This is a genomic window from Streptomyces sp. NPDC006430 (genome assembly GCF_040612395.1).
Taxonomy (GTDB): Bacteria; Actinomycetota; Actinomycetes; order Streptomycetales; family Streptomycetaceae; genus Streptomyces.
Map to the genome: position 1 here is coordinate 24187 of NZ_JBEXQA010000013.1, position 25253 is coordinate 49439.

General features: G+C 74.3%; 16 protein-coding genes and 1 pseudogene. 5 read left to right on the top strand and 12 right to left on the bottom strand.

All coding sequences use genetic code 11. The features are described from left to right. Positions 1-310, bottom strand: a pseudogene (locus ABZZ20_RS20210) (hypothetical protein); the annotation flags it as partial. Between the two features lie 75 nt (positions 311-385). Between ABZZ20_RS20210 and ABZZ20_RS20215 the strand changes: the two are divergent. Next, the gene (locus tag ABZZ20_RS20215; protein ID WP_356871336.1) at positions 386-925 is read left to right on the top strand and encodes an HAD domain-containing protein; all 540 of its coding nucleotides are present in this window, start codon (positions 386-388) and stop codon (positions 923-925) included. 111 nt (positions 926-1036) lie between these two features. Here ABZZ20_RS20215 and ABZZ20_RS20220 read toward each other — a convergent pair whose 3' ends face one another. From ABZZ20_RS20220 to ABZZ20_RS20240, 5 genes are all read right to left on the bottom strand, one after another. Continuing rightward, positions 1037-2971, bottom strand: a complete 1935-nt coding sequence (locus ABZZ20_RS20220) for a hypothetical protein (RefSeq protein ID WP_356871338.1) — start codon at positions 2969-2971, stop codon at positions 1037-1039. Further along, a complete protein-coding gene (locus ABZZ20_RS20225; RefSeq protein WP_356871340.1) occupies positions 2968-6972 on the bottom strand; it encodes a DUF5682 family protein in 4005 nt (1334 codons plus the stop codon). The genes ABZZ20_RS20220 and ABZZ20_RS20225 overlap by 4 nt, the downstream gene beginning before the upstream one ends. After that, complete coding sequence (locus ABZZ20_RS20230) at positions 6969-8135, bottom strand: AAA family ATPase (RefSeq protein WP_356871342.1); 1167 nt, start codon at positions 8133-8135, stop codon at positions 6969-6971. Before ABZZ20_RS20230 ends, ABZZ20_RS20225 begins: the two co-directional genes overlap by 4 nt. 166 nt (positions 8136-8301) lie before the next feature. Continuing rightward, the gene (locus ABZZ20_RS20235) at positions 8302-13266 is read right to left on the bottom strand and encodes a DNA-binding protein (RefSeq protein WP_356871344.1); all 4965 of its coding nucleotides are present in this window, start codon (positions 13264-13266) and stop codon (positions 8302-8304) included. Beyond that, positions 13263-14135 carry a DUF4132 domain-containing protein gene (locus tag ABZZ20_RS20240; RefSeq protein ID WP_356871346.1) on the bottom strand — a complete coding sequence of 291 codons (873 nt, stop codon included), beginning with the start codon at positions 14133-14135 and terminating at the stop codon, positions 13263-13265. Before ABZZ20_RS20240 ends, ABZZ20_RS20235 begins: the two co-directional genes overlap by 4 nt. 243 nt (positions 14136-14378) lie before the next feature. Here ABZZ20_RS20240 and ABZZ20_RS20245 point away from each other — a divergent pair, with 243 nt between their 5' ends. Next, on the top strand, positions 14379-15113 hold the full coding sequence (locus tag ABZZ20_RS20245; RefSeq protein WP_356871348.1) for an HNH endonuclease family protein: 735 nt from the start codon (positions 14379-14381) through the stop codon (positions 15111-15113). Beyond that, the gene (locus ABZZ20_RS20250; RefSeq protein WP_356871350.1) at positions 15110-15391 is read left to right on the top strand and encodes a hypothetical protein; all 282 of its coding nucleotides are present in this window, start codon (positions 15110-15112) and stop codon (positions 15389-15391) included. The genes ABZZ20_RS20245 and ABZZ20_RS20250 overlap by 4 nt, the downstream gene beginning before the upstream one ends. A gap of 99 nt (positions 15392-15490) precedes the next feature. Here the strand turns inward: ABZZ20_RS20250 and ABZZ20_RS20255 are convergent, their stop codons facing one another. The 4 genes from ABZZ20_RS20255 to ABZZ20_RS20270 all read right to left on the bottom strand — a co-directional run bounded on the left by ABZZ20_RS20255 (position 15491) and on the right by ABZZ20_RS20270 (position 18786). Continuing rightward, positions 15491-16024, bottom strand: coding sequence for a GNAT family N-acetyltransferase (locus ABZZ20_RS20255; protein ID WP_356871352.1), 534 nt, complete (start codon positions 16022-16024; stop codon positions 15491-15493). Between the two features lie 68 nt (positions 16025-16092). Then, positions 16093-17286: an alpha/beta hydrolase gene (locus ABZZ20_RS20260; protein WP_356871354.1), complete on the bottom strand. Its 1194-nt coding sequence runs from the start codon at positions 17284-17286 to the stop codon at positions 16093-16095. A gap of 118 nt (positions 17287-17404) precedes the next feature. Next, a complete protein-coding gene (locus ABZZ20_RS20265; protein WP_356871356.1) occupies positions 17405-18379 on the bottom strand; it encodes a 2-oxoglutarate and iron-dependent oxygenase domain-containing protein in 975 nt (324 codons plus the stop codon). 200 nt (positions 18380-18579) lie between these two features. Beyond that, positions 18580-18786, bottom strand: a complete 207-nt coding sequence (locus tag ABZZ20_RS20270; protein WP_356871358.1) for a hypothetical protein — start codon at positions 18784-18786, stop codon at positions 18580-18582. Positions 18787-19311: 525 nt separating this feature from the next. On the opposite strand from ABZZ20_RS20270, the gene ABZZ20_RS20275 reads away from it, so the two are divergent. Beyond that, the gene (locus tag ABZZ20_RS20275) at positions 19312-20463 is read left to right on the top strand and encodes a serine hydrolase domain-containing protein (protein WP_356871360.1); all 1152 of its coding nucleotides are present in this window, start codon (positions 19312-19314) and stop codon (positions 20461-20463) included. A 134-nt stretch (positions 20464-20597) separates the two neighbouring features. Here ABZZ20_RS20275 and ABZZ20_RS20280 read toward each other — a convergent pair whose 3' ends face one another. Both ABZZ20_RS20280 and ABZZ20_RS20285 read right to left on the bottom strand, forming a co-directional pair. After that, on the bottom strand, positions 20598-22199 hold the full coding sequence (locus tag ABZZ20_RS20280; RefSeq protein ID WP_356871362.1) for an IS1634 family transposase: 1602 nt from the start codon (positions 22197-22199) through the stop codon (positions 20598-20600). A 152-nt stretch (positions 22200-22351) separates the two neighbouring features. Beyond that, positions 22352-23725: a M64 family metallopeptidase gene (locus tag ABZZ20_RS20285; protein WP_356871364.1), complete on the bottom strand. Its 1374-nt coding sequence runs from the start codon at positions 23723-23725 to the stop codon at positions 22352-22354. A 146-nt stretch (positions 23726-23871) separates the two neighbouring features. Between ABZZ20_RS20285 and ABZZ20_RS20290 the strand changes: the two genes are divergently transcribed. Next, entirely contained in the window at positions 23872-25206 is a 1335-nt protein-coding gene (locus ABZZ20_RS20290) for a tetratricopeptide repeat protein (protein ID WP_356871366.1), read from the top strand. Positions 25207-25253: the final 47 nt, after the last annotated feature.

Here is a 25253-nt window from a genome sequence, read left to right on the forward strand (position 1 = left end):
GCCCGGCGGACCCGGTCTCCTGATCCGTCGGCGGCCCGGCGGACCCGGTCTCCTGATCCGTCGGCGGCCCGGCGGACCCGGTCTCCTGATCCGTCGGCGGCCCGGCGGACCCGGTCTCCTGATCCGTCGGTTCGCCTGCGGATCCGCCGCTTCCGCCGCCCGTCGTCCGGTCGAGGCCGCACGTCTGCTCCACCGGCGCGGGCGGCACGGCCACCCCACCGGCGGGCCGCGTGCCGCAGGCCGCCAGCACCGCGCACAGCAGTCCTGCCACCGCCGCTCTCCCGGCCATCGGTACCGCTGTCGTCGCCATGGTCGTCCCCCCTCGCTCAGGAAGAGGAGCGCACACCGGCCGCGGTTCCACGTACGGGGCGGCTATCGTGCCGCCATGACCGGTCACGGGCAGCTCCCCCTCCTCTTCCTGGACATCGATGGAACGCTCATTCCGTTCGGGGCGACGGCCCGGGAGCTACCGGACGGCTATCCCACGTACGGGACGCAGCCCGAAGCGAATCCGCTGCTGGCCCGGCTCGATCCCGCGCTCGGCCCCCGCCTGCGGGCGCTGCCGTGCGAACTGGTCTGGGCAACGACCTGGATGATCGACGCGAACACGTGCGTCGCACCGCGGATCGGGCTGCCGGACCTGCCCGTACTGGCCTGGCCGGAACCGTCCGACGAAGCCGAGCGGGAGCGGACCCACTGGAAGACCCGGTCCCTCGTCGCTACCGCCGCCGGGCGGCCGTTCGTCTGGGTGGACGACGAGATCACCGACGCCGACCGGGACTGGGTGGCCGCGCACCACCCGGGCCGGCACCTGCTCCACTACGTCGACCCCCACATCGGCCTCACGGACGCGGACTTCGGCGCGCTCGCGGCATGGCTGGACGCACTGCCGGGTGCCACGGCCCCGTGGACGGCCACGCCGTAGGGGTACGGCGGGCTCTCGGCCCGCCCGGCCGGTGAACCGTTCCGGTCCCAGCACTAAGCGGGCTCGGGGAAGTGAGGCACGCCCCCACTCCGCCCACTTCCCTGAGACCGCTTAGCTCCAGGACGCGGCCACCAGGGAGCGTTCCGCCGCGGACAGGTGGGTTGCCGCGGCCAGCCAGGCCCAGGCGTAGGCCTCGGGCGAGGGGTCGGTCAAGCGGCCGAACGCGTCGCGGGGGCGGCGGTCCGCCTCGGCCGCGAGGGCCGTGGCCAGCTCCGCCGCCGCCGTGAAGCCCGCCTTGCGCAGCGGCCCGTACGCGGTGAGGGGCTCGGCGGCACGCCCCGCCTCGGCGACGGCGCGCCGACCCCCCGCGACCCCGCTCTCGAGGAGCCTGCGCACCCGCCACAGCGGCGCGTCGGCCAGCAGGTCCGGACCGTCGGCGGCGGGGGCCGGCCCGGGCACGACGGCGGCCTCCCGGGGCGGGAAGTGGCTGCCCTGGAGCAGGTCGTAGCCGAGATCGGCGCGGCCCAGCCACTCCGCGGGCAGGCGCAGGGTGTACTCCGCCCCGGGCACCGGGCCGACGGCGAGCGGGCGCAGGGTGGCGGCGCGATCCAGGTCGGGGCGGCCCAGTACCCGGAGCACCAGGCCCGGATGGGCAGCGATGCGGCGCAAGTTGGCCGTGTGGGACAGCTCGGGGTGTGGGTGGGCCGCGCGCAGCCGGAGCAGGGGCGCATCCGCCCGGGCCTCGCGCACCAGGAGGTCTTCGCCGGCCGGTCCGACGACCGTGACCTCGCAGCCGAGCAGGGCGGGCCCGACGCCGTCCGGGTCGGGTTCGGCGAGCTGGGCGGCCACGGCCTCGGCCGCCGGACGGGCGAAGAGCGCGGCGGCCGGTTCCTCGGTCCACGGGATTCCGCGCAGCGCGGTCGCCTGGACCCCGCGGCCGGCGCCGAGGCGCCCGTCTGGGGAGACCGTGGCCCCGGCGATACGAAGCCCTCCGCGGGCCAGGCCCGCATGGTCGAGTGCGGCTCCGCCGAGCGCCACGGAGGCGGAGCCGGCACCGCGGGCGCGGGCCAGGCCGCCGGGACGAACGTCGGAGACCGAGTAGCGTCCGCCGTCCGAAGTCAGCAGGTGGGTGACCACTCCCCCGTACCCGGTGGCCGAGAGCACCGGCTCGCGGCACAGGCCGTACGCCCGCAGGCTGCCGCCCGGTCGGTAGGTTCGCCGCACGGTGCCGGTGAGCGCCGGGTCCGCCACGCCCGACGCCAGCAGCCCGGCGGTGTGCAGGAGTTCCCGGAAGGCCACGGTGAGGTCGGCGAGCCGGTGGGAGCCGCTGCGCTCCCGGGCCGCGCGCAAGCCCCGTACGACCCGTAGCGCGGCGGCCTCGGCCCGGGGCAGGCCGGCGAGCCGCGCGGTGTGGGCGGCACGCAGCAACTCGGCTTGGACCACCGCGCCGCCGGCCGTGACGCCGGCCGCGAGGGCCTCGGCTGCCGCCCGCCAGAGCGCGGCGGCGGCGCGCAGCTGAGCGGTGGTCGGGGTGGCGGCCGCAGCGGGCTGCGGCTGACTGCCTGGGGCCTCCGGTCCCAGCGCGGGATCCGGATCTGCGCCTGCGTCACCCGCGTCTGCCTTGTCACCCGTGTCCGGCGCGGGCCGGGCATCGGAATCGGGCTCGTGGTCAGGCTCGGGCTCGGGCTCGGGCTCGGGCTCGGGCTCGGGCTCGGGCTCGGGCTCGGGCTCGGGCTCGGGCAACGGTGCCGGGTCGGCGATCGGCGCCGCGCCGAGTACCGCCGCCCGGTGCAGGCAGCGCGGCGCCAGCAGGCAGGTGCACACGGCCTGTTCGGGGCCGGTGACCGTGCCGGCGCGGCCCGGCCGGAGCGTGACGAGGGCGTCCTCACCGAAGCGGACGGTGATGCTTCCGTCGGCAGCGGGGATGGCGCCCGCGGCGCAGCCCTCGATCGCCGCGTCGAGCTTCTTGCGCAGCCGGGCGGTGAGGTTCTCGACGGCCTCGGCAAGGACTTCGGGGGCCACGGGCGGCAGGAGGTCTGTGCTCAACGGGATTCTCCACGGAGGCGGTCGCCCACCCAGCGGGCGAGGGCGAGCGGGCTGAGGGCGGCCACCGGCATGCCGGCCGCGACGAGTTGGCGGGCGACCGGAACCGAGTACCGGGGCGCGCCGGCGTCGTCGAGCGCGGCGCAGCCCAGCAGGTGCGCACCGGATGCGGCCAGTGCACGGACCTCCCCCAGGAGCCCGCCGATCGGCGCGCCCTCCTCGAAGTCGCTGACCACGACGACGAGCGTGCGGCTCGGCACGGTGATCAGTGAGCGGGCGTGGGCCAGACCCGCCGCGATGTGGGTGCCTCCGCCGACGCGGACCTCCAGGAGCAGCGAGAGCGGGTCCTCGACGCGGTCGGTGAGGTCCACGACCTGGGTGGAGAAGGCGAGGAAGTGGGTGGACAAGGTCGGCACACCGCCGAGAACCGCGGCGGTGAGGGCCGACCAGATGACGGAGGCCTCCATGGAGCCGGAGACGTCGACGACCAGGATCAGTCGCCAGTCGGCCTCGCGGCTCGCCCGGGTGCTGAACACGGGCCGTTCCGGGACCACGGCCACACGCCCGTCCGCGAGGCGGCGGGCGTGCGCGAGGTTGGCCCGCAGGGTCCGGGCCAGGTCCAGTCTGCCGCCGGGGCGGCGGGTCGGGCGCGGGGTGGCGAGGCCGGAGAGCGCAGGCCGCAGCCGGGTGGCCAGCTCCTTGGTGAGTTCGTCGACCAGTCGCTTGACCAGGGGGCGCAGGTGGACGAGTTGGGCTTCCGGCATCCCGCCCGCCAGCGACAGGACCGAGCCGAGCAGTTCGACGGAGGGGCGCACCGCTGCCGGGTCGAGTTGGCTCAGGACGTCGGCGCGGCCCGCGTCGGCCGCGTCGGCGAGCACCTCCTCGCGTACGTCGGCGCCGAAGAGGGATTCGAGCTCCTGCGACCATTCGCGCGCCGTGGGGAACGAGGCTTCCTGGCCGCCGCCGCTGCCCCGGCCGCCTTCGAGACCGGTGGAGCCTTCGCCGCGGCCGGTGCCGTACAGCTCGTCGAGGGCGTGGGCGTAGCGGCGGGCACTCGCGGGGAGCCGGTCGCGCTGGCGGCCGAGCAGCAGGCGCCACCGGTCGGCGGGAGCCAGCCGGCGGTCTCCGCGCAGGGGCGCGGGCAGGGGCACGGGCACGGGCGGGAGAGGGCGTTCCGGCACGGGTCCGGGCTCGGGCGCGGGCTCTTCCCGGGCGGGCAGCGGAAGGGCCTTGAGCGCTGCCGCCCCGGCGGCGTCCGCGGCGGCCCACAGGGCGAGCAGGGCGGGCGGGGCGTCGAGCGACAGGTCGATGCGGTCGCCGAGCCGCTCGGTGACGGTGTCCAGCAGCCGGTCGCGGGCGGCGGGGGCGAGTGCGTCGAAGCCGCCGCGCAGGGCCGGGAGCCGGTCCAGGAACTCCTGGTCGGCGAGACCGTCGATCCGGTCGAGGACCGGGGTGAGGGCGGCACCGGAGGACTGGAGCAGCGGCCCGGCCGCGGCCAGGACGCCCCCGAGACGGCGAGCGAGGGAGCGTCGGCCTTCGGCGGTGCCCGCGGCGTCGACCCATCCGGCGGCCCGGTCTCCGAGGGCGGCGGCCGGATCGAGGTCGAGCACGACCCGTACGGCCAGCGCCGCGCCCTGCATCAACGGGGAGGCCGTGGAGGCGAGTTCTGCCAGGGCGGCGTCCATCCGCATCCCCAGGTGCAGGGTGGCGGCCCGGTCGGCGAGGGCCACGAGGGCGCGCGCGTCGGCGTGTTCCTCGCTGCCCGCGAGACCCGGCAGCGACCGTACGGCGGCCTCCAACAGCCGACCGGTGAGCGCACCGGCGCTGGCACGGGAGGCGTCGGAGGTCCCGGGGAAGTGCCCGCGCGCCAGTCCTTCCAACAGGTCGCACGCTTGGAGGAGTTCAGGCAGCATCGCGGTCTGCGGAAGGATTTCGGCCGCCTCTTCCAGCCGTACGTCGACCAGCTCGGGCAGGTCGCAATGCGCGGCGGCGGCCAGCCCGGCGAGGATCTGGGCCGGGGTCGGACCGCCGTCCGCGGCGGCGCGGCGTGCCGTGTCGCGCAGCGTGCCGGCGGCGGCCTGCGCCGCGGTGACCCCGCGGACGCCGGCGAGGTCGAGGCGGGCAGGCACGGAAGGGGTCCAGGTCAGCCGCCACTTGGTGCCGAGGGCGGTGCCGTCGCCGGTGGCGGCCACGTCGAGGGGCTCCCCGTACGAGGCTCCACAGACGGCCAGCCGCTGGAGCAGCACTTCGCGGCGCCGGTCGAGGGGGGAGCGCAGCGGGTAGAGGCGGACCTCGCGCGGGGCGGGGTCATCGGGCCCCGGCAGCCGCAGCTCCGCCAACTCGGCCTCGACGCAGGGGCCGAGTCCGGAACGGGGGGCGTGCGGGGTGATCCGGCCCCGCCCGGTCCCGACGAGTACGGCCTCCAGGGCGCGGGCCAACGCCCTGCCCCGGCCCAGCGGTTCACCCTGGCCGAGCACCGTGGTGATCGCTTCGAGGAGTTCGCCCCGGCCGGGCGCGGGGAGCCCGCGCAGGACGGCCAGATCGCTCGCGTGCCGCAGCGTCTCGGCGGCCTCACCGGTACCGGCTGTGTGCCCGGCGCGGCGGAGTTCCCGGCAGATTCCCGTGACGGCTACGGACGCGGCGTCGCGCACCCGCTCGGGGTCTCCACCGGCCCGTAGTACGGCCTGCTGCCACAACGGATCCCGGATGCCTGCGGGGTAGCCGGATCGGGAGTCGAGCAGGTCGAATGAGTAGGGGACGAGGGAGGTCACGAGTTCCGCGGCGGCGCCGGGGTCTGCACCGGCCCTCGGCCCGGCAACGGAGGCCGAGGCGGCCCCGTCCGCAGGCGCTGCGCCGGTCACCGCGCAAGGACCCGCGTCCGACGTCGGTGCCGGGATCGGGGTCGCGGGGGCGTCGGCCGACGCACGGTCCGTATCGAGCGCCGCGGATCCGGCCGCGGACGTGCCCGGGGCACGCCCTGCGTCTGCACCCGCTACGACGGACGCCGGGGCCGTGTCGGCGTCCGGCGGCAGGGCGGAGGGCTGGGCAGAGCTGGCCGGGAGGGCAGAGCTGGCGGCGCCGCCCTCCCCCGCCGGTGCGTCGCCCAGCAGGGCCGGTGCGTGGAAGGCGCCGACGAGGGCGGCCACCCGACGGCCTCCGGAGGCGGCGGCATCGACGGCGCGGCGCATGTGGGCCTCGCGGGCCAGGTCCGTCGCGGGGACGGGGCCGTCCTGACGCAGGGCCCAGCCGACGCCGAGGGCGGCCCGGCGGACGGCCTCCGGCGTGCATCCGGGAGCCAGTACCTCCACGGCCCGGTCCCACAGGTCCTCGCCTTCGCGGCCGGTACCGGATGCGGCGAGCGCGTCCGCGAAGGAGCGGCGCCCCGGGGCCTCGGCCGGGCTCGGGTCCTGGGGCACGTCCGGGTGCGCAGTCCGCAGGGTCCAGCCCGGGTCGGCCAACGGGAGGTCGCAGCAGCGCACCTCCGCACCGCGTGCCCGGGCCCAGCGGATCGCCGCCAGCTCCGGGGAGAAGTCCGCGAACGGGTAGAAGGCCAGTCGGCCATCCAGGCCCGTGCCCGCCAGGGCGACGGGGGCCGCGGTCTCGGGGTCCGCCAAGTGCTCCAGCCAGGGCTGGAAGTCGGCCGGCAGCTCGACGCACACCACCTCCGCCTCCGAGGCGTCCAGCAGCGCCGGGACCACCGCCGCCAGCGCCGGGCTGTGGTGGCGCACCCCGAGCAGGTACGGCGCGCGGGACGCGGCGAGCGCATCGACGGCGACCCGCGGGTCGCCGGCCGGGGCCGGCCCGCCAAGGGCCTCGGGCCCAGGCCGGAGTTCAACCGCGACCCCAGACGCAGACCCGGACCCGGACCCGGACCCGGACCCGGGCGTGGGGGTGTTCAGGGCGAGCGTGCGGGTTGTCTCGCCTGCCGCGGGCGGCTCCGACGGCACCGCGCCCGCGGCCGGACCGGCGGGTGCAGCCGTGGCGCCCAGCGTCGACGGGGTCATCGCAGGCTCCCGCGGAGGTCCCACAGGCGGCGCCACATCGCGGAGCCGTCTTCCGCGCGGCGACGGACCGGCCCGTCCCAGTAGCCCAGCAGGCGGCCGTGGTCGGCCGGGTCGTCCTTGCGGACCACGCCCAGCAGGTGACCGGGCAGCAGGTCCAGTACGTCGCCGCCCGGCAGGTACGCCGCGGCGACGCCCAGCGAGGCCGCCACCTGGACCGCCTCCGCGGTGGACATGACCGTACCGGGGCGTTCCACGTCCCAGCCCTCGGCCGAGCGCCCGGAGCGCAGGTCCCGGAACACCGTGACCAGTGCGTCCAGGACCGCGTCGTCCACGCCGAAGGCCGCGCCCGCCCGTTGCACCGCGGCCACCGCCTGGCGGCGGATCAACGTGGCCTCCGCGTCCGCGTCCGCGATCGGCGCGACCGTTTCGAAGTTGAACCGTCGTTTGAGGGCGGCGGACATCTCGGAGACCCCGCGGTCCCGCAGGTTGGCGGTGGCGATGACGGTGAAACCGGGTGCTGCGGAGACCACCGCGTCCTCGGTGGCGGTCAGTTCGGGCACGCTGACCCGCCGGTCGGACAGGATCGACACCAGCGCGTCCTGCACCTCGGGCAGGCAGCGGGTGATCTCCTCGACGCGCACCACCCGTCCGGTCCGCATGGCGGAGAGCACCGGGGAGTCCACGAGCGCCTGTGAGGTGGGGCCCTGGGCGAGCAGCAGGGCGTAGTTCCAGCCGTAGCGGAAGGCGTCCTCCGTGGTACCGGCGGTGCCCTGCACGGTCAGTGCGCTGGTTCCGCAGACGGCGGCGGCCAGCAGCTCGGAGAGCATCGACTTCGCGGTGCCCGGCTCGCCGGTCAGCAGCAGGCCGCGCTCTCCGGCGAGGGTCACGACGCAGCGTTCGACCAGGGCGCGTTCGCCGACGAACTTCGGGGCGATGGCCAGCTTCGCCGGCAGCCCGGCGCCGCGGCGCCCGGGCAAGGACAGTTCCACGCCCTCGCTGCCGCACACGAAGGTGACGACGGCGCGCGGGGTGAGCGCCCATCCGGGCGGTCGGGGGCCGGTGTCCTGGGCGGCGAGGAAGGCCAGTTCGGCGGCGTACCGCTCCTCGGCGGGCAGCGCCTGTCGGGCCGGGGCGGCGGACCCTTCGGTGGCGGTCACGGTCATCGGTTGTCCTCTCGAACGGGAAGGGGGAGGGGCGCGGCGCACCGCCCGGAGGGGTGCGCCGCGCCGGGATCGGAAACGGCCGGGATCGGAAACGGCCGGGATCGGAAACGGCCGGGATCGGAAACGGCCGGGATCGGCGCCGCCCCAAGGCAGGGGCAGCCCGGGGTCAGCGGCGGCGCGGACGGGTGCGCTTGACCTTGAGTTCCTCGAAGCGCGGTGCGTCGCCCTCGCGGATCCGCTGCCAGGCCCGCCGGTAGAGGTCCGCGGCCGGCTCGTCCGGCGCCAGGACGCCCAGCACCGGCCGTCCGCCGGACGCCAGTCCGTACATCGGGAGCTTCCACAGCTCCACCGGCAGTACCGGGGAGGGCATCTCCGCCCAGCCACCGGGCAGGAACAGCGAGCGCCCGGCCCGGGTCCGGGAGGCCGACACCACCAGCTCGGTGGCGGACAGTTCCGCGCGGGCGGCCTTCAGTCGGGCCGGCTTCCAGCCCGTCCAGCGCGCCACGTTGCGGTCGGTGGGATCGGGCATGGCGAGCAGCGCCAGGTAGACGGCGGCGGCGTCCGCTCCCAGGCCGTGCGTATGCGCCACCTCCGCGACCAGCTCGGGCACGGACCGGCTCGGGTCCTGCGGCCACCACGTGCCGTCCCGGTCGGGGACGCCGGCCGCCGGGGCGCCCGGGTCGGCGAGCAGCGCGGCGAAGCGCGGGTGGTGGGCGGTCCGCAGCGCCACCTCCACCGCGGAGGGATGCTGGTCGCTGCCGCGCAGGGCCCCGAGATACGGGTCGGAGCCGGTGGAGTCGAGCAGTGCCGTGCGCAGTGCCGGCTTGGGCTGGTCGTCGTGGGTGGCCATGACCACCGCTCCGTACCGCTCGTAGCCCTCGCCCGTCTCGGTGGGCGTACCAGCCGCCTTGCGGAAGTCGGGGAGGCTGGTGAAGTGGCCCATGCTGAGCATGAGTTCGGGCGCGGCGAGCCGCTGCCGGACGGCCGTGAGCGCGGGCGGCAGCGCCGACCGCACGGGATCGCCGGCGGGCAGCCGGTGCGCCAGCCAGGCCGTCATGGTCAGCGCGCCGGTGAGGACGGTCGAGTCGAACGGCTCGGTGGCCGGTTCACGGGGCTCGACGCGGTCCCCCTTCACCTGCCAGGCGACGTCGATGCTCAACGGCCGGGACTCCGCGGGGGCGAGGACCGCTGCCAGGGCCCGGTGCGCGGGCCAGCCGGTCCTGGCGGCCCGCGTGGCCTCGGCCAGCAGCCATTCGGGCAGGGGCGTACGGCGGCCCACGCGACGGTTCCACTCCTGCGCGGCGGCGGCCACGTCCGGGCCCCCGGTCCACAGCAGTGCCGGGTCGGCGGGCAGCAGCGCCCCGACGACGGCGCGCCGCACCTCGACGTCGAGGCTCGCCAACTCGGTGCGGGCGTGCTTCGCGTCGGTCGCCTTGACTCCCAGGGCTGTGCGTAGGTCGGCCGGCAGGAAGTGGTGCTCGTAGCTGTCGATGTTCGGGAGGCCGGCCAGCAGCAGCCGTGCCAGGGTGGTGGACACGCCGGTGAGCCGGGCGAACTCGTCGGCGGCTCCGGGGAAGAACGGGGCCGGACCGCGGTCGGCCGCCTCGGTCAGGAAGGCCGTCAGCCAGCCCGCGCCGCGCTCCCGGTCGCCGAGCGGGGCGTCGCCGCGCACGGTGTAGGGGCCGGGCACCGTGAAACGGCCCGTGGGGTCGTACAGCAGCGCCCCGAACTCGTGCCCGTCGGCGACGGACGCACCGTGCTCGGTGAGGCCCAGGACGGCTCCGCCGCCGAGCGGGAGCAGGCTGCGGTGGGAGGTGTTGCGTTCGATGCCGTCGGGCGTGCGCAGGTGCCGCTGGTCGAGGTGGACCAGGACCCGGCGCCAGTGGTCCGCGGAACCTTCGGCCGAGGCCAGCCCGAGGGCGTCCACCTGGCCGAGGAGGCCGAGCAGAGCGGCGCGCTGTTCGTCGGTGGTCCCGATGACGACGGCGCGGTACGCGATGGCGGCGGGCTGGTCCAGCAGGGGCGTGAACGGGAACGCGGAGTACGGCAGTGCGGGCAGGTCGAAGTGGAGCCGGCCCGGCACCTCGACGGCTTCGGTGTCGGCGGCAGCCCGGGCCAGCCCGCGCAGGTAGCGGTGGGCGGCGTCGGTCTGGGCGCCCCAGCGGTAGTACCCGGTGCCGACGAGGCCGTGCAGCGCGTCGGCGACCAGGTGGTCGGTGGGGCCCTCCGGCTCCGTGTCGTTCAGGGCCTCGGTGTTGGGGTCCAGGCGGGCGGCGACGCCGTCCAGCGCCTTCTGCTGGGTGAGGGCGAAGCGGAGCACCTCGACGATGCCGCCGATCAGCTTCGGGGCGGTGACCTGGGGCAGCGCCGCGCGTACCAGGTCGGGAAGGTCGGTGACCGTCTCGGCCGCGGCGGCGGCCTTGAGCAGGGTGGCGACCGGTGCGCGGTCGGCCGCGCGCAGGGCGGCCGAGCCCTCGGGGTCGCGGGGGCGCAGTGCGTACCAGAACGGCAGCGGCGGAAGGTCCACGCTGCCGGTGGCGAACGCCGCGTTGCGGTGGTCGCTGCGCGACTGGGTGGTGACCACGCCGTCCGGGTCGCTGATGCTCAGCTCGCGCCAGCGGTGCGTCAGTGCGCGGGGCCGCTCGTCACCGGGGAAGGTGAGCGCGGCGACGGGCATCTCGGTGCCTTCGGGGACGCTGACGGTGCGGCCGGCTGTGTCGCAGCCCTGCCAGCCCCGGTCCGGTACGCGCACGGCGCGCCAGCCGAGCAGGCCGTCCACGGGAGCGCCGAGGACCGAGCCTTCGACGGTGGGCGCGGGGCGCAGCCAGCAGGAGTGGGCGGGTACGACGCCGCCGCTGCCGGGGTGTGCGCGCAGCGCGTCGGCGAGGAAGCCGGGCTGGGACAGCCGGCCGAAGGCGCCGTCGGTGGGGTCGTACTCGCGCCAACCGCCGTCGTTCTCCTGGTCGCGGTGCTGCCACACCCAGTACGAGGTTCCGTCGGACAGGAGGGGGCGCGCGCTCGGCAGCTTGGTGTCCCCGGCGTGCAGGACGCCGCCGCCGGTGGTGCGGCCGCCGCCGGGCAGCGGCAGGCTGATGTCGTCGGAGCGCAGGTTCCAGTGGTTGCCTTCGAAGTCCACCGTGAAGACGGTGCCGGGCGCGGTGTGCCAGTAGCCCTCGATCCCCCCGTTGCCCCAGTGGGACCAGAAGACGAGCAGTTCGCCGTCGACGTAGTGGAATCCGTAGCGGTACGCGTTGCCGCTCGGCGCCCGCAGGTCGTGCGTGAGGACGGTGGAGTCGGCGTCGATGACGCGGACCTGGGTGGAGTTGGCGACGATCAGGTAGGGCCAGGCCTCGACGACGGTCAGCCCGTGCCCGCCCTGCTGCGGCGTCAGCTCGGCTATCGCGGTCTCCCAGGCGGGCCAGGTCAGTTCCTCGAAGAGGCCGGCCCGCAGGGTGCGGGCGAGGGTTTCGCCGAGGTCGGCGGCGGCTGCGTCGGCCACCTCCTCGCGGGCGAGTTCGAGGGCCTCGGCGGGCAGCCAGGTCAGCCGGCGGACGGCGTCGGGCAGGCCGGGCAGGCCTACGGCCGTGGAGGCGCGGGCCACCTCGTGCATCCACTCGGTGAGCATCGGACGTCCGCCGGGCGAGGCGGCGAGCTTGCGCATGACGTCCACGGAGGTGCTGTCACCGCCGAATCCGTATGCGGCGCGGCGGAAGGCGGGGCGGAAGCGCTCGTCGGCCGCGAGGGCGCGGAGGTCCCGGCGCTGGTCGCCGAGTGCCCAGCCGGCCAGGTTCAGCTGGTCGTGGCGCCGGCGGGACGTGGGGGCCTCGTCGGGGTCGGCGACCGGGATGTTCAGGGAGAGCAGCAGATCGAGCAGGTCGGCGTCCTCGACCCCCACCTTCAGGCCCGCTTCGCGGCCCGGCTGGGCGAGTTCGGTGCGCAGTCGGTCGGCCGCGCGGGCGACGAGGGCGAGCAGGGCGGGCGAGGCCGGGCGGGCGCCCCAGCCGGCGTGGCGGGCGGCGTGGAAGCGTTCGAGCCAGCCGGCGGCGCCGTCGGGGCAGCGCTGTTCGGCGGGCAGTTCGGCGTGGACCAGGCCGGCGGTGGCGCCGGATTCCTCCAGGAGGTCCAGCCAGAGCGTGCTGAGTTCGCCGTCGCCGCCACCCGGCGGCATCAGGCCGAGCAGGGTGCCCCGTACGGCCGGCTCGCGGCGGGCGAGGGCGACCAGGGCGGTGCGGTGCGCCTTCCACCAGCCGAACGCGGCGCGCAGGGTGGCGGGCAGCGGGAGCAGTTCGGCGAGGTAGTCCTGCTCGGCTTCGGTACCGGTCAGGCCGGCGTTGCGGGCGAGGCGGCGCAGTTCGGTGGCGGCCTGCGCGGAAGGCGGCAGTCCGCCGGCGGTTCGGCGCACGCACAGGCGGCGGAAGCGCTCGTGGGCCTCGACGGGGCCGACCCGGCCGGACAGTTCCTTGGCGTAGCCGGTGAGCACCTTCACCGGCAGGGCGCCGACCAGGGCGAATTCGAGGAAGACGGCGTCGAGGCGGTCCTCGTCGACGGCGAGGCCGTACTGGGCTTCGCTGGCACGGGCGCGGCCGAACAGCTGGGCGGCGTACGTGGTGTTCTCGACGGCGAGGAAGATGCGGGCGGCCTGCTCGTAGAAGACGGGCAGGAAGTGCGGGACCGCGGCGGCGAGGCGGCCGGCCAGTTCGTGGCAGGCGTCGAGGGCGGCCTTGGGCTTGGTCTTGGCCTGGCGGGCGAGGCGGTCGAGTTCGGGGACGACGGCGAGGGCGTGGTGGCCGTCCTCGGGGTGGTGGACGAGGACCCATTCCGGGAAGCCGAGGGCCTGTCGCTGGCCGAGGCCGACGACGGGCGGCTCGCCCGCGTCGAGCACGAGTCCCAGGAAGCCTGCGGCCAGGTCCTCGGCCGGCCCCAGTTCGGCGGCGGCCAGCCGGACGACGACGCGGTCGTCGGCGAGGGCGGGGTGACGGTAGGTGCGCGCGGTCAGGTCGACGGCGGAGGGGCCCGCGCCCTCGGTGTCGCAGGGCAGCACGGCGCCGGCCCTGAGCAGCAGTTCGGCCTCGTGCACGGACGGGGCGGCGTCAGCGGTCCCGGTTCCCGTTGCAGTGGTGGTGTTGGTCATCGTGCGTCCCCGCCCTCTTCGATCTTGCGCCCGGCGTACAGCGCCGCGGCCATCCGCATCCCCTCGGACCAGGCCACCGGCCCGACCTCCGCCAGGCGCACCGCCCGGCCGTTCTCGTCATGCCAGCTCAGGGCGCCGGTGGTCGTCTCGTCCTCGTAGTAGGGCTCACCGATCCACACCGCCGCCTCCGTGCCCCGGCCACCCGCGTCACGGACCTTGCAGGTGGCGTAGCCGCCGGAGACCCGGTAACCGAGGCCGGTCGCCCGGGCGGCCAGGCCGAAGCGGCTCGAGAAGACCCCTCCGGCGTAGTCCCGCACCTCGGTCGCGGTGGCCGCGAGTCCTTCGGGCTTCTCCCAGGTCGGCCGGTGGATCTGCTCGACGCGCTGGACGATGCCGAGTTCGGCCGCGAAGTCCCGTACGTCGTCCAGGTCGGGCAGCAGCACCGGGTGCGGCAGCGTCACCGTGCGCGGGGAGAGCCGTACGGTCTCGCCGTCGAGGTTGACCACCTTGAGCTCACCGGAGGCGGTGGCGTCCCGCAGGAATCCGACCTCGTCCGGGTCCTCGCCGACGACGGCCGTGTCGCGCAGGGCGTTCTGCCAGGCCTCGTCCGGCCAGACCCGGGCGATGAGCGCCGTCGGCACCGGCAACGAGGACACCATCCAGGTGTCCACTTGGGCTATGCAGGCCTCGGCGTGCCGATCGAGCCATGCGCCGAGCCGGCGGAGCCGGTCCACCTCGGGATGGTCGCGCAGCGCCTTGGGCAGTGACTTCAACTGCCGTCCCGCCGTGCGGCCGGTGGCGGACCTCGCCGCCACCTTCCCTTCCACCAGGGCGATCTCGTACCCCTCGCCCGCCGCCAGCCATGCCATCAGTACGTGCCCCTCCGCCTGCCCGGTCCGAATGCGCGCAGCGTCGACCAGGGGGAAGAGACCCCCTGAGCTGCGGTATGCCGGGAGACTAGCGAGGGCCACTGACAACGCCCGTCGAGGGGGCCCGCCCCGGCGGCGGCCCCTGTGGTCCGCCTCGGCAGCGGCGTGCGCGGGGCCAGTTGAATGTCCGGTTCTGGGTAGTCTTTGCGCAACAGTGTGCGGGAGCCGGCGCGGGGTGGGTTCATGGGACGTCAGATACGTGTGCGTGGTGCGGTCCTGGCGGCTTCGGTGCTGTTGGCCGTGTCCGGGTGCTCGGGAACCGGCGCGACGGACGGGGACGCGAGGCCTTCGGCACCTTCGGCACCGGCCGGCACATCGCCCTCGGCGCCCCGGCGCGACGACGCCAAGCCCACGGCCGGGGACGTGCTGCCCGGCATGGTCGGCGCGGAATTGGCCCGCACCCAGTTGGCCTCGCTGAAGGTGGCGCCGCCCGGGACGATGGCCGGCTACAGCCGGGCCAAGTTCACGCACTGGGCCGAGCAGGGCAACAAGTGCGATACCCGCGAAGTCGTCCTCAAACGCGACGGCACGGACGTCACCCAGGACTCGGAGTGCAAGGCGGTGTCCGGCACGTGGAAGAGCCTGTACGACGGGGTGGTGGTCACCGAGGCCTCGAAGATGGACATCGACCACATCGTGCCGCTCGCCGAGGGGTGGCGCTCCGGCGCGGCCGGCTGGGACGCAGCACGACGCAAGGCCTTCGCGAACGACCTGACCCACCCTCAGCTGCTGTCGGTGACCGCGGCCACGAACCGGTCGAAGGGCGATCAGAGCCCGGACCTGTGGCAGCCGCCGGACAAGTCGAGCTGGTGCCAGTACGGGCGGGCCTGGACGACCGTGAAGTCCACCTACGGTCTGACCGTGACGGAAGCGGAGAAGAAGATGCTCTCGACGATGCTGGACACCTGCGCGGCATGAACGACGGACGCCAGTGGCAGGACCAGGTCCTCGCCGGGCCCGGTGGGGCGATGACCGACGAGGTCGGCGTGATCACGGGCCCGCTGACCCTGCGGACGACGGCGGTGGCGGGCGGCCTGCTCAGGATGGACATCCAGTACACGGACGCGGAGGAGTGGTACACGCTGACCGGCAGTCCGGTCCCCCACCGCGGCGACCCCGCCGCCGTCCACGCGGCTGCGCTCGCCTCGGTCCGCGCCGGCCACGGCGCCCGGGCCCCGGGCGCGACCCCCGCCTGATCCGGGCGGTGCCGGGCGGCGCCGGGCGAGGCGGACCCGGTCGGCCCCGCCGTCCGTGACCCCCCGGGGAGGCCGTGGTCCGGCGCTCGGACCGTGACGTCAGGCCTCGTATTCCGTCAGGTCGATGCTGTGGACCTGGAGGAGGTGGCCGTGCTCCGGGTCCGTCGTGTTCAGGTGCTGTTCCATCCCGAGCTTGCGGATCACGTTCTCGGAGTCTTCGTTGCCCGCCCGGTTGATGGCGATCACCCGGTCCAGGCCACGGTCCTGGAGGGCGAACTCCAAGGTGGCGTGGGCCGCCTCGGACGCGTAGCCCTGGCCCCAGAACTGCCGGCCGAGGCGCCAGCTGATCTGTACGGCCGGCAGCACCTCCGGCAGGAACTCCGGCACGGACAGCCCGACGGCCCCGATCAGCTCCCCCGAGGCCAGCAGCTCGACGGCGAGGAGACCGAAGCCCTCCTCGTCCCACTCGTCCTCCGAGCGCTCGATCCACTCGGCGGTCTGCTCCAGGTCGAGGGTGGAGCCGTCCCCGATCCAGCGCATCACCTCCGGGTCGGCATTGATCTCCGACAGGGGGACGAGGTCGTCGTCGGTCCAGCGGCGGAGGAGGAGTCGGGGGGTACGGATCTCGGTCATGCCCCCCATCCTGCCGAACACGGCCGACCAGCGGTAATCGGGTCGGACCCCGCCCCCCGTGCCAAGGGTCACGGCGTGTGGAAGCGGACCTCCGGCGTCTCGCGGCTCGGGCCGTCGAGCAGCGGCTGCGGCAGCCCCTTGAGGTGCTGGTCGAAGAAGGCTCCGACGTAGCGCCGGGTCAGCTCGACCGAGCGGTCGCCGGGCAGCGGCGACAGCGCGGGCAGCCCCAGCTGGTCGCTCATGGTGGGCCAGTCGGTGAAGGTGAAGTGGTTCGAACCGTCGAGGGTGATCCAACGCTTCCAGCCGTCGAGCCGGGTCCAGTTCGTGTCCCAGTTCTCTTCGCCGGTCCCCGTCCCGCCGGGGCGGGTGTCCTGCGCGCCGAGCAGCATGAAGGGACGGCCGCCGAGCCCGTCCGGGGGCACCGGTGAGAACAGCCCGCCGTCCATGTCGATCCCGGCACGGACCCGCGGGTCGGTCGCCATCGTGGCGAGCGCGGCGGAGCCGCCGATGGAATGGCCGGCCATGGCGATGCGGCTCTGGTCGATCAGGCCGGCGTGCCGCCAGGCCGGGCGGCGGCCGGTGAGCCGGTCCAACAGGAAGGACACGTCACGGGCCCGGTTGTCGGTGACCTGTTTACGGCCCGCCTCGTTGTCGGCCTTCTCACAGGCCAGGCAGGTCAGGACGCGCCCGCCGGGGAAGGCCGTCCCGGAGGTCTCGTACGCGTGGTCCACGGCGGCGACCACATAGCCCCGGGAGGCCAGCTCCTCGGCGAGGGAGGTGAGGGTGGCGCGCGGGACGGTGAATCCGGGCGACAGGACGATCAGCGGGTACCGGCCGGCCACGGGGCGGGCCTCGGAGCGGGCGTACGCCTTGGTGCCGGCCAGGCTCTCGACCGCGACGGCCTCGTCCAGCTTCCGGTCGGCCAGCAGCAGCCGGGCTTCCTCGTTCGTCAGGTAGGGGCGCACGGGGCCGCCCGTGCCGGGGTGAGCCGGATAGCGCACGGTCACCATCAGCTCGCGCGGACCTGACCCCGCCCAGGGGTCGGTCCTGCTGCGGTCCACGAGGTGCAGGGTCTCCTGACCGACCGCGAAGCGGCCGGTGGGGCGCGGGAGCTGCGGCAGCACCACGCGGGTGCCCGTGGCCGCGACCGTGGATCCGGCGGCCTCGGAACCGGCAGCCACGGCCGTGCCCGCGGCGGCGAGCGGCAGCGGCAGGAGGAGGGCGAGTAAGACGGCGGATGCGGCGGTTCGGCGTCGATTCATGAGGTCGAAGCTATGCGAACCGAACGGCTTGATCGTCACCTCGCAGGAGGAGCCGCGGGTCCGTCGGAGGAGGTGGCCGCCTCCGTCTTCCGGGGGAGGCGGCCCCGTCGTCGTGGCGTCAGGAGACGCTGATCGCGTCCAGCTTCGCCCGCAGGTACGTGTGGGAGTCCACGGGGTCGTGCACCACCCGGCCGACCGGTGCGGGGAGGGACTCCACCCGGGTATGCGGGTCACATTCGTAGAAGTAGACCAGCGAGACCAGCTCCTCGGTGGGCTCGTCGGCGGGCGGGGGCAGCACCCGGTGGCGGCCCGCCCGCCAGCGGTCCCCGGTCCAGCGGGCCATCAGGTCGCCGATGTTCACGGTGAGGGCGGCCGGGTCGTACGGGGCGTCCTGCCAACCGTCGGCATCGGTGTGGATCTGGAGCCCGCCCGAGCCCGGCTGGCGGTCGAGGACCGTGACCGTGCCGAAGTCGGTGTGCGCCCCGATGCGGAACTGGCCGGGGAGGGGCTCTCCGAACACCTCCGTGCCCGGGTACCAGTTGAGGTTGAACCCCCAGGTGGGGTGTCCGGTGTGACGGGTGAAGTGGTCCTCGGCGAGGCCGAGGGCGGTGGCCAGGAGCTCCAGCAGCTCGTCGGACAGGGCCCGCATCCGGGCGATGTACTCGACCACCAGCGGCTGGAGCGACGGTACCTCGGTCGGCCAGGCGTTGGGACGGAACCACTCGGCGTCCACCGACGGGTTCCCGGTCGGTTCGTCCGCCGCGCAGGACCAGGACTCCTTCAGGTCGGGCGGCGAGGCCGCCCCCTCCGCGTAACTGTTGGCCTCGGCGCCCGGGCCGAGCCACCCGCGCTCGCCGACGGAGACCGCGTACGGCTCCTTCGCCTTCGCGGGCAACCGGAAGAACGCCTTGGCAGCAGCCCTGATCCGCTCGGGCAGCGCCGGGTCGACCCCGTGCCCGGTGATCAGCAGGAACCCGGCGGCCTGGAGGGCCTCGTCGACGCGGGCGGCGATCCGCGCACGTGCCTCGGGTTCACCGGACCGCCACGGCCCGAGATCGATGACCGGGACCTGGGAACGGGCGGAACTCTCCATCGGAACCTGCCTTCCGAGCGGTGTCGGGCGTCCGCGTCCGAGGCTATCGCCCGGCCCACCGCTCGCGTCCGAGAACGCTCCGGCCGGCTGCAACCCTGCACGGCGGCGCGTGGGCGACGGCTCGGGCCCGGGCCCGGGCTCCGGCTGACACTCCCGGGCGCCCTGGGCCCGGGAGGACATCGGGCGCGGCTCCCGCACCCTCACGCACTCGTGTCGGGGAGCGGGCCGCCGCAGCGCCAGCAGGTCCGGGCGCCCGGTTCCGTGGCGAGCCCTCCGCACTCCGGGCAGACGCGGTGGAGCAGACAGGCGGACTCACCGCCTTCGTCGCAGGCAGGGGTGGGGGTGTTCGCCGCGGCGGGGTCGGCCGGGCCGTCCGTGTCGTCCGTGTCGTGGGAGTGCGTCGTCATGCGATGTCCTTCCCGGATCCACGGTCCCTCCGCGCATCCGTATCCCTATCCCTGGTCCGCATCGCGTTCGCGTCCCCGGCCGGCACACCCCGAGGCGGCCGACGCACGCCCGACGGATAGGGTCGTGGCTGGTCTGCGTCGGCCGTACCAGGGACAGGCGCGGGGCCGGGGCCACGGTCGATCACCTGCTTCGTGCCGTCTCGACCTCATCCTCACCCGTCGTCCTGCCCCGGAAACAGCACATGAGCACCGCCCTGCAGCCCTCGTCCACCACCGCCCCCTCCACCACCACAGCGTTCGCCGCCGGGCCCGACACGGTTCGTGCCGCTGCTGTTCGGCGCGACAGTGCTACTCGTGCTGGCGGGGTACGCCGGCTCGCGCGTCCGCCGGAAGGCGCCGCGGTACCCCGCGTACTGGTGGTGACCGGGGCGGTCGCGCGCGTCCGACCGATGAATCCGCACCGCTGCGCGAGTCTGTACTTCCGAGGGGCCGGCCCGTCGGCCGTACGTCCGGAGAGGTGGAGTGATGACCAGCCTGCGCGACATCCTGGAGCCGCACGTGAGCAACGGATCGCTGCCGGGAGCGGTGGGTCTCGTGGCCCGTGGCGACCGGGTGGAGGTCGAGGCCGTCGGCTCGGCGGACATCGAGGGCACTGTTCCGGTGGTCCGGGACTCGATCTTCCGCATCGCCTCGCTCACCAAGCCCGTCACCGCCGCGGCGGTCATGATGCTGGTCGAGGAGGGCCGGTTGGCGCTGGAGGACCTGGTAGCGCCCTGGCTGCCGGAACTGGGCTCGCCCGTCGTCGTCCGCACGCCCGGGAGCCCGGTCGACGACGTCATGCCGGCGGACCGTGCGATCACCCTGGCCGACCTGCTCACCTTCCGTGCCGGGTACGGGTTCCCGTCGGACTTCTCGCTGCCCGCGGTCGGCCTGCTGGTCGACGAGCTGAAGCAGGGACCTCCGCAGCCGCAGCGGATCGCGGCGCCGGACGCTTGGATGAAGGCGCTGGCGCGGATTCCGCTGCTGTACCAGCCGGGCGAGGCCTGGCTGTACAACACCTGCTCCGACATCCTGGGTGTGTTGATCGCCCGCGTCTCGGGGCAGCCGCTGCCCGAGTTCCTGGCCGAGCGGATCTTCGAGCCGCTGGGCATGGTCGACACGGGGTTCGCGGTCCCGGCCCCCGACCTGGGCCGGTTCACGAGCTACTACCGCCCCGCCGAGGACGGCCTCGAACTGGTCGACGCCCCCGACGGGCAGTGGAGCAGCATTCCGGCCTTCCCCTCCGCCGCCGGGGGCCTCGTCTCGACCGTCGATGACTTGTACGCCTTCGGCCGGATGGTCCTCGCCGGCGGGGCGCTGGACGGGGGCCGGGGCCGGCTGCTGTCGGAGGAGTCGGTGCAGCAGATGACGACGGACTGGCTGACCCCGGTCCAACGTGCCGGCGGTGAGCTGTTCCTGGAGGGCCAGGGCTGGGGGTTCGGCGGCTCCGTGGACGTCACGCCCCGCGATCCGTGGAACGTGCCGGGGCGGTACGGCTGGATGGGCGGCACCGGGACCGCGGCCCACGTCGTCCCGTCCACCGGCGCCGTCACCGTCCTGTTGACCCAGCGGGAGATGACCGGCCCGACCCCGCCCGTCCTGATGCGGCACTTCTGGACGTACGCGGCCGGCGCATGAGCCCGTCGGGCCGCGTCGGGCCGGCATGCATCGGGCCGGGCCGGGGACCGCGCTCGTGCTGTGACCGGAAGGGTTCACCGACCGGCAAACCCGTCCGGTCACAGCACTAGACCCGTACTTCGCGGGTCGTTGTTTCAGGTCTGTGGCCAGCGGGTTTGTGTGATGTCGGTGTCGAGGAGGTCGAGGAGGTGGAGTTGGACGCCGCGGTTGATCTGGACGGTTGGCGGGTCGGTGACGTTGCCGATCCGCAGGGTGAGTTCGCCGAGGTGGTAGAGGATCATCCGGCCGGTGGGGCGGACCCGGCGGTTGTCCGGGTAGAGGCCGGCCATGGTCTCTTCGGGGCCCAGGGCGCGTCTGACCTGCCTTTCGATCAGGCAGAAGACCAGCAGGGCCAGTGAGATCACCTGGATCAGCGCGGCGACGCGCCGGTTGTGCTGGACGAAGACCGGTGCGACCGCGAGGGGGCCCTTGAAGTCGTGGTAACGCCGTTCGACCGCGCCCTGGCCCTTGTAATGGATCAGCACCTGGGCCGGGCCGGCCTTCTCGGCCGGGACGCTGGTGATGAGCGCCCACCAGCCGTCGACGGCTGCTTCGGCGTCCAGCACGTCCTGGTCGAAGTACCAGGTGAGGCCGGGGGTGCCCTTCTCGTCGGCGGTGATGTGCCAGCGCAGGCAGGAGCCGATGCGACGGCTGGCCGTGACGACGCCGATCCGGGCGGCGATCTTCTCGCGGGTCTTGTAGTGCCGTCCGCCCGCCGCGGCGGTGAGCCTGTCGAGGTCTTCGGCGGCCTTGGCCAGTCGTTTGGCACGGGCCGCCTGCTGGCCGGCCGCGACGGCAGTGGAGTGGACCAGGATCCGGCGCACCGTGAGCCGCGGGTCGCTCTTGTGGCGGCCGGTCAGCGTGTGGGTGTCCTCCAGGACCCGGTAGGTTTCCCGTTCCGTCTCCGGTTTCCTCACATCCCGTTCGGGCATCCAGTCGACGGGCCCGGCCCGCTGAAGATCCAGGGCCGCGTAGACGTCGTCCTTGATCTGAGCGGCCGGGACGGGCGCGATGAATTCCACCCCGGCCTGAAGCAGGGCGGTGATGTTGGAGTAGGACACCAGCTTGGAGTCGGCGACCATCAAGAACTCGTGGGTGCCGGCCATCGCCCGCAGATCTTTCATCGCCCCGACGACCTGGCTGACCTCGGCCGCGGCGCCGTCGAAGACCCGGGAGTGCACGGGGATACCGCCGTCGGCGGACACCGCGAGCCCAGCCTGGACCTGTTTCAAATCCACCCGCCGGTCCTTGGGATGCCCGTTGCAGCCGATGAGCGGGTACTGCTCGTCCTGGTCCCCGGCGGGGAAGGCGCCATGGACGGACATGCTGGTCATGTCCCAGTGCAGCCGGGAGACGTCGATGGCGAACTCGGTGATCGCCCGGGCACCGACGGTGCCCGCGATGGCCTCCAGCTTCGGGGCGATCGCGTCCAGCGCACGGGCCAGGCGGTCATCGTTGAGGAGGTCCGGTGTGATGCCGAAGACCTCCTCCACCGCCCAGGTGCGGGCCCAGTCCCCGACCCGCACCAACGGTGCGGGCGAGGTCAGCCGGTTGGCCACCAACGCCTCGATCACCTGCCCGTGCGTCAGATGGGCGCTCGCGCCGCCCGGACACACCTCATCGACGATCCCGGCCACATCCAGCCGGCGCAGAAACTCGGCAGCGACAGGCAGAGCGCCCAGACGCTTCTCCACCACGGACGTCACCACAACTTCAAGGCGCTGGCGCTGGGACCGTGGCCGCGGGGACCGGGAAGTCATCGACACATCCGGACCAACGCCACACGACCGGTCCGGGACACTCCCGGACCGGTCACACCATACGAATCAACGACCCGCGAAGTACGGGACTAGAGGCGGACCTTCCACTCGACCGTGGACCGCAGGGTACGGGCGACCTTCGGGTCGCGGACCGATTGCGTCCGGTCCTCGGCCGTCACCGACAGCTTGTGCGTGTGCAGGTCGAACAGCCACAGCTCGGACACCGCGACCTCGGTCCGGCCCGCGAACCGCTTCAGCTCACGGCCGTCGAGGTACCAGCGGACGTCGAGCTGCTGGCCGTCCGCACCGGCGAGCCGGGGCACCGAGACCTTCGCCGCGTGGCGCAGCCGCAGGGTGCGGTCGGTCGCCGTGAGCGGGGTGGCGGGCTTCGCGTGCTGGTAGAAGCCGGCGATCATCGCCTCGGTGCCGGGCAGGTTGAAGGGCTTGCCGAGCACGCGCATGATCGAGCTGTCGGTGGGCCGGTACAGGCCGGTGACGTAGTAGCCACCGCCCTCGTACGCGCCGACGGTGCCGCCGTCGGGCGACGGCGCGCCGAGCCAGCGGTACCACTTGGCCCGCTCGGCGGCCATCCGGTCGGCCGGCAGCGTGGAGCTGTTGGAGTCGGCGGGCTCGGGGCCCTCGTACTTCTCGTAGCCCGGGGTGTCGGGGTAGAAGTATTCGTCGGCGAGCTTGCCCAGGGAGTGGCCGGTCTCGTGGATGGCGACCTGTCCGGACTTCGCGTTGCCCGCCGAGGCAGTCGAGATGCCCTCGTAGCCGAGGGTGGCGCTGGGCTCGTTGTAGCCCGCACCACCGTACTTGGCGCTGTTGGCGAGGACGAGGACGAGGTCGGCCGCGGGCGCCTTCGCCACGTACCCGTCCACCTTCGGCTGGTCTATGCAGAGCAGCCGTTCGATGTCCTCGCACCAGAAGTACGCGCCGAGGGCGGTGTCGCGGACCGTGGCCGGCGTCGGGTCCCCGGAGACACCGGATTCGCGGGAGACCGCGTCCACCGTCCAGACGTTGAAGAGGTTGCGGTACGTGGAGTACGGCTCGACGGCGGTGATCTCGGCCCATTTGGCACGGGCGTCGGCGTGGAACCGGTCCAGCTCGGCTGCGGTGTAGCCGTCCCCCACCACCACGATGTCGAGGCGGTCGGCAGTGGAACCGTTGTCGACCAGCTTGGTGACCTCACCGTCGGCCGCCCGTTCGGCTTCGGACAGGTGCGGGGCCGCTTTCGCCCGTCCTGCGGTGGGGACTCGGGTGTGGCCGGATCCGGCGGTCGCGCCGTTCTCCGGCCCCGGTATCTCCACCTCCGTCCCGGTCTTCACGCCGGAGGCGGGTGTTGCGGGTGTCGGTGCCGGAGCAGCGGCTGCCGTGCCGACGGGGCCGGCAGCCAGCAGCACGGCCGTCGTACAGGCCGCGGCGACGGCAGCGCGCAGCGCTGAACGGAGGGACGAGTCCATGGAGTTCTCCCCGGGGTACGGAAGCCGGAAGTTAAGCAGGCTGGTAAATCTGCTGAACCAGTTGCTTAAATTAGGTGGCGCACGAGAGGTGCGCAATGGTCTGCCGCCCCTGAAAATGGGGGAGTTGGAACAACCAGGGGGTCTTCATGGACGAACCGGCCGCGATCGGCCGCAGGGTTCAGCGCATGCGCGCCGAACGCGGTTTGACACAGCGGGCGTTGGCGGAGCCCTCGTACACTCCTGCCTACATCTCGACCCTGGAGTCGGGCAAGGTCCGACCCTCCGAGAGGGCGCTGCGTTTCCTCGCCGGACGGCTCGGCACCTCGTACGAGGAACTGGCCACCGGGCGCCCGGCCCATCTGGCCACCGAGCTGCGCCTGGCCCTCACCGACGCCCAGCAGACCTTGGCCACGGGCGCCGCTGCCGAGGCCGCCGCACGCTACCGGCAACTCCTGGCGGACGCGGAACGGCTGGGCCTCGACGCCGAGCGGGCGGAGGCGCTGCTCGGTCTCGGCGACTGCGCCCTGGAGGCGGGCGAACTACGCGAAGCCATCGACCACTTCGAGGCGGCCGAGCGCGTGTTGGCCGACGAGCCGCTCCCCCGCCGCGCCCGACCGATCCGCGGCCGGGCCGTCGCACACCTGCTCGCCGGGGAGCTCCGTTACGCCTGCTACCTGCTGGAATCCACCATCGACGAGCTCAACGCCAGTGGACTGGCCGATCCCGAGGCCCTGGTGCTGCTGTACGCCGCCGTGATCGGGCCCTACATCGACATGGGCGCGCATGCCCGGGCCGCGCACGCAGCCGAACTCGCTCTGGCGCTGGCTCCGCAGGTGGACGATCCGGCGCTGGTGGCAGGCATGCACCGGCAGGTCGCACGGACGTTCCTCACCGCGGGGCGCCCGGCCGACGCCGACGCCTCCCTCGCCAAAGCCCAGGCGATCTACCGGCAACTGCGGCTGCGGACCGACCTGGCGCACTGCCACTGGATGCGCGGCTACGTACAGGCGCAGAACGGCGACCTTCCGGCCGCGGAGGCCGAGTTGCGCACGGCCCGGGACATGCTCTCCGCCCGGCGGGCCGCCCTGTACACCGCGCAGGTCGAGGTGGAACTCGCCGATGTCCTGCGCCGGCTCGGCCGGTACGAGGAAGCGGCGGAACTGCTCTCCGGGCTCCTCGATCTGGGCGACAGCCACGGCGCCGTGCACGCGGGCGGCGCGCACCGGCTCCTCGGCCTGATGGCCGAGGAGCGCGGGGAGGCCGAGTCCGCGGAGGAGCACTACGTCAAGGCGTTGACCCTGCTGGAACGCAGCGGAGCCTGCGGCGACCTCGCGGACCTGTGCCGGCTACTGGGCGACCTGCTGCGGCGTACCGGCCGGATCGAGGCTGCGCTGGACGCCTACCGCACCGGGCTGGGGCACCGTGCGGCCCCCGGCACCACCACTTTGGGCCCCGCGCCCGCCGGCCCCCCGCGGCGGTGACGCGGACCGCCCGGGTCAGTGGTCGAGGGGGGTGGGGCGAGGCGCAG